Genomic DNA, 4974 nt, shown 5'->3' with positions numbered 1-4974 from the left:
AGCAAGCTGCAGGGAATGCGCTCGCTATCTCGGTTCAAGGGGTCGGGTGAAACATATTACTCGGGCGATTAAATAGCTCAATTCCGCCATTCCTGCGAAGGCAGGAATCCGGTAATAGGTCCTGGATACCGGATCAAGTCCAGCATGACAGGGTAGGCTATTTAATTGCCAGGTCAATAAGATGAGCTCATAGCTGACTGGTCATAACGCATCGCGCTGTCAGCTATGAGCTATGCGCTTTCACGCTCCGCCAACCGCAGTCTGGTGAACAGCCAGGGGGCACCGGCGGAAAGCCACAACCCGAGGACGGCGTAGCGGACAATCCGCACGGAAGCATCCATGAAGAGGGAGTGGTCGTTCACCACGGCCAGCAGGGGTTTCAGGCCCTCTTTGAACAACAGGGCCGTTGCAATGCCCACGGCGTAGCGCAGGCATTTTTTGCCGAGGCTTCCCCGGGAGGAAAAGCGGATGTATCGCGACTCCAGAAAGAGCCCCGGTATCACGCCGATCAGGGCGGCGCCCGGCGTCAGGGCACCGACAACGCCCGCGGGCGTGGGGTGCGTCAGAAAGGTCAAGCCGATGACGGCGGCCGCCGTGCCCAGCGTGATTGCCAGCATGGTCCCCCAATGCATCCCGGCCAGGAAACGGGCAAGCCGGGCTTCCAGCCGGTAAAGGGAAACGACGATCAGGATGCCGAGGATCCAGCCGAGGAGCACGTCCTGGGGAAAATGCACCCCGTGCACCATTCTGGAAACGCCCGTCAGGAGGATGTAGAGCACCAGCAAAACCGTGACCCACGGCTTCCCGGCCTCCCGGATGATAACCGACCCGATGACGGTGCCCGCCTGGGTGTGTCCGCTGGGCAGGCCGTATTCAGCCGCGGCCAGGGCCGGTTTCACCCGGTCGGACACCACGAAGGGCCGCGGCCGTTTGAAAACCTCCTTGGCGAAGGCGTTGAACCAGGCGGAAAACAGGAAATAGACCATCAGGCGCCGGCCGGTGTCTTTGTGGATCACCCAATAGACGAGCGTCAGCAGCATCAGGAAAAAGGCTTCCGTTCCCATCCAGGCAAAGGGCATGAACAGCCCGCTGATCAGGTCGGTGCGCCAGGACTGGAACCAGAGGATGATGTCCAGCCCGATGCCATGTTCGACGGCGATGATGATGTTTGCAATGGTTTGCATGTCGGTCACCTACTGATACCGAATTTGGATAAAACGGAAAAGATAAAGATCATTTATCACGAAAACACGAAAGTCCAAAAACACGAAAAAGACCATGAAAATTTTTCTGCTTTCCCGTTTTCGTGCTTTCGTGATTGGCTTTATTTTTTCCCAATACGTGTCACTTGGTGCCTTTTGGGCGTTGGGTAGCGGAAAACCGGGTTGAAACTTCGGGAAATGGCCGTTATCCCCTTGCTGCGCCGGGTTTTGACGACGGCTTCCGAAAAATGTGCGTGTTTTGCTGTCATGTAAACGCGTAATGGACCAACACGGGGCTCACCGTGCACCGTATACCGTTTAGTATTTGTTTAGAAGACGGTTGCGCCCCACAGTTGCAACCTTAGGGTTTACCTTACGACATCCTCGTCTTTGAGCGCCTGAATATCTTCGTTTTCGTAGCCCAGATCCCTCAGGATCTCTTCGGTGTGTTCGCCAATTTTGGGGGCGGCCGCATGGGTGCCCGCATGGCAGGCGCTGAAGTGGACCGGGTATCCGGGTATCTGGACGTCGCCCAGAACCGGGTGGCTGAAGGGGGTGACGTAGCCGCTGGCCCGGGCCTGGGGATCGGATTTGACCTCGGTGATTTTCTGGATGGGGCAGAAGATCAGCCCGTTTTCATTGAAAATATCCATCCATGCCGCACTCGGGCGCGAGGCGAACACCTTGTCGAAAATCGCCGTCAGTTCCGCGCTCTTGACGGGATTGCCCTTCTCGTCGGTGTGGCGGGGATCGTCGAGAAGCGCCTCCTGCCCGGTGATGCGGCAGAATGTTTTCCAGTACTTGTTTTCCGGGTGGTGCGTGCCGATGACCCACCGGTCGTCCCGGCAAAGAAACGCATTGCGCAGCGGGGAATGCCCGCTGCGGTCGGAAGAGACGCACGGGTCCACCGAAAAGGTGTTGGTGGCCATCAGGTTGATGTGTTGCAGCCACAGGGCCGTGCCGTAGAGGGAGATGTGCACGGCCTGTCCGATCCCTTGGCGTTCCCGCACAAAAAGGGCCGTAATCACCGCATGGCTCAGGGTGATGGCGGTCGCCTGGTCGAGGACCCCGATGTGGGTCAAGGCCGGCTGTCCGGATCCCGTTAAATACATCATCCCGGACCAGCCCTGTCCCAGGGGATCGAAGGCCCCCATGTCGGCCATGGGGCCCTCCGGCCCGAAACCGGAGACGCTGGCGTGGATGATGCGCGGGTTGACGGCCGCCAGGGACGCATAGTCGATGCCGAGTTTTTCCTTGGTGCTGCCGCGCAGGTTGGTCATGAAAACGTCCGCTTCTTCCACCAGCCGGTGCAGAATGCGCCGGCCTTTTTCGGTTTCGATGTCCAGGCAGATTCCCTTTTTGTTCCGGTTGGAAATTTCGGCCAGCAGGCTCTCGTCGGGGGCAATCGAAAAATCGAACCCGACAACCTTGGTCCAGCGGCGCATCGGATCGCCGGTCGCGTTTTCTATCTTGATCACTTCCGCTCCCAGGTCCCCCAGAATGGCCCCGCCCCCGGGACCGGCATGAAACACGCCGTATTCGACCACCTTGATGCCGGCCAAAGGCTTTTCCTTTTTTTGATGCATCCTTTCCCCTTTCTCACACTCGATTGACATCTGTTCCGATTGAACCGAGACAGCGAGCGCATTCCCCGCAGCTTGCTGCGGGGTATCTTCAATTACATGAATTCAGCGGCCCTTGTCAATCGGGCTGAATAGGGTAGACAGCAAAGGGGTCCAGGGGGCAGGGGTCCAAGTGAAGCGGCGGCCGCCGACATCCCTGTCCTGCGGGCGATTTCCGCTTCGCTTTACGGGGAGCAGGGATATTTGGCTGTGAGCGAAGGTTGCTTGACCCATGCGGCGCTTTGGCATATTCTACAGCTATTAGTTGCCAACCGTTACAAAGGAATAGCGATTGCTGCGCATTCTGGAAATGACCCACGCCGACCTGGCCGCCTTTGTCGGGGCGCGTTACGGCAAGGGGCCCTATTGGGCCGGCATGCTCTACCGTGAATTTCACAAGCACCACCACGCCGAGCCCTGGAAAGCCGGCCCTCTCAGCCGGTCGCCGGAGCTGTCCCGGGACCTTGCCCGGGATTGGCGGTTCGTGCCGGGGACGGTCGTCAGGGAAGCGCAAGACGCAGGAGTCGTCAAATTCGTCACCGAGCTCGCAGACGGGCATCGCATCGAGTCGGTGGTGATTCCCATGGCGACCCATGGCACGGTCTGCGTCTCCAGCCAGGTGGGCTGCCGTCTGGGGTGCCGGTTTTGTGAAACGGCCACCATGGGCCTGGTGCGCAACCTGACGGTCGAGGAGATCACGGGGCAGGTGTATGCCGCCCGGCGGCGCTTCGGGGAAACCGTCCGCAACGTCGTTTTCATGGGCATGGGGGAGCCCATGGAAAATTTCGATGCCGTGGCCGGTTCGATCCGGGTGCTGGCGGACCAGCGGGGGTTCGACATCGCGCGGCGCCGGATCACCCTGTCGACGGCGGGTCAGATCCACGGCATCGACAGCCTGGCGGAACGGGCGGACCTGGCCGGCGTCAACCTGGCCGTCTCACTGAACGCGGCAGAGGACGGGCTGCGCAACCGCCTGATGCCGGTCAACCGGTCGATGCCCCTGGCTGCGCTCCAACGGGCGCTGACGGCATTTTCGCGCAAAAGGGGGGCGGCCGTCATGATCAATTACGTGGTCATCCCCGGAATGAACGACAGCCGGCGTTGCGCGCACCGCCTGGCGGAATGGATCACGCCCTTCCGGGCGCGGGTCAACCTGATCCCTTTCAACGCGGGGTCTTCGGGCGAATTCAGGGAACCGCTTGAGGAAGAGATTGCGGCTTTCCGCGACCGCCTGATCAAAAGGGGGGTGAATGCGCAGCTGAGGCATTCCCGCGGCCGGCCTCTGATGGCCGCCTGCGGGCAGTTGGGGGCCAGGGATCCGAGGGCTCAAGGGGTCGCGATCCAAGCGGGAAAAAGCTGATAGCTCATAGCTGATAGCATGCCATGCGCTATCGGCTATTAGCTCATTTCCAACAGGGAGAAATATCATGAGAAAAAGAATGATCGGCAATGTTGGCCATGCAGGCGGTCTGACGGTCTGGCTGGCAGTGGTTCTGGTTGCAGGTGTCCTCAACGGCTGCGACCTGCAGGGGGACAAGCCCCTTATGGCGGTCGAGCCTCTGCCGTATGCGGAAAACGCCCTGGAACCGTATATGTCCGCCGAAACCCTGCAATATCACTACAACCACCACTATGCCGCCTATGTCAAGGCTGCCAACCGCCTCACCCAGGAGCGCCGTTTCAGGGGCAAGACCCCGGAAGAGGTCCTGGTGGAGACCGGTAAAAAGCGTGCGGACGCCGCGGTTTTCAACCAGGTGGGCCAGGCCTGGAACCACGCTTTTTATTGGCAATGTCTCAAGCCGAAGGGCGGGGGGGAGCCCGGCGGCAGGCTGGCGGAACGGATCGCCCGTGATTTCGGCAGCTACAAAAAGTTTAAGAAAGCGTTCACGGAAGCGGCCGGGGCGGTGTTCGGGAGCGGCTGGGTGTGGCTTGCCCTGGACGGCGACCGTCTCAAAATCATGGGCACCTCGAACGCGGATTCACCCCTGGTCCACGGGATGCAGCCGCTTTGGGTTGTGGACGTCTGGGAGCACGCCTATTACCTGGACTACCGCAACCGGCGCGGCGATTTTGTGCTTGCGGTTCTCGAGCATCTGGCCAACTGGGACTTCGCCGAACGTCAGCTGGCGCAGCACCTGCCGGAGTAGCAG

The 4974-nt window shown here is 60.2% G+C and carries 4 protein-coding genes; 2 read left to right on the top strand and 2 right to left on the bottom strand.

The features are described 5' to 3' along the window. Positions 1-230: 230 nt before the first annotated feature. Entirely contained in the window at positions 231-1184 is a 954-nt protein-coding gene (locus tag LJE94_07985) for a phosphatase PAP2 family protein (GenBank protein ID MCG6910047.1), read from the bottom strand. A gap of 386 nt (positions 1185-1570) precedes the next feature. Then, on the bottom strand, positions 1571-2788 hold the full coding sequence (locus LJE94_07980; protein ID MCG6910046.1) for a CoA transferase: 1218 nt from the start codon (positions 2786-2788) through the stop codon (positions 1571-1573). 328 nt (positions 2789-3116) lie between these two features. Here LJE94_07980 and LJE94_07975 point away from each other — a divergent pair, with 328 nt between their 5' ends. Both LJE94_07975 and LJE94_07970 read left to right on the top strand, forming a co-directional pair. Next, positions 3117-4184 (top strand): 23S rRNA (adenine(2503)-C(2))-methyltransferase RlmN, encoded by a 1068-nt coding sequence (locus LJE94_07975; GenBank protein ID MCG6910045.1) that lies wholly within the window; start codon positions 3117-3119, stop codon positions 4182-4184. Between the two features lie 184 nt (positions 4185-4368). Then, positions 4369-4971 carry a superoxide dismutase gene (locus LJE94_07970; protein ID MCG6910044.1) on the top strand — a complete coding sequence of 201 codons (603 nt, stop codon included), beginning with the start codon at positions 4369-4371 and terminating at the stop codon, positions 4969-4971. The last annotated feature ends 3 nt before the right edge of the window (positions 4972-4974 follow it).

The sequence above is a fragment of the Deltaproteobacteria bacterium genome (assembly GCA_022340465.1).
Taxonomy (GTDB): domain Bacteria; phylum Desulfobacterota; class Desulfobacteria; order Desulfobacterales; family B30-G6; genus JAJDNW01.
The sequence above is the reverse complement of the archived record's forward strand: the minus strand, read 5'-3'. Positions and strand labels throughout refer to the sequence as shown.

Bases quoted from the DNA above. Each gene is read 5' to 3' on its own strand.
- LJE94_07980 (MCG6910046.1), bottom strand. From the start codon at position 2,788: ATGCATCAAAAAAAGGAAAAGCCTTTGGCCGGCATCAAGGTGGTCGAA.
- LJE94_07985 (MCG6910047.1), bottom strand. From the start codon at position 1,184: ATGCAAACCATTGCAAACATCATCATCGCCGTCGAACATGGCATCGGG.
- LJE94_07970 (MCG6910044.1), top strand. From the start codon at position 4,369: ATGGCGGTCGAGCCTCTGCCGTATGCGGAAAACGCCCTGGAACCGTAT.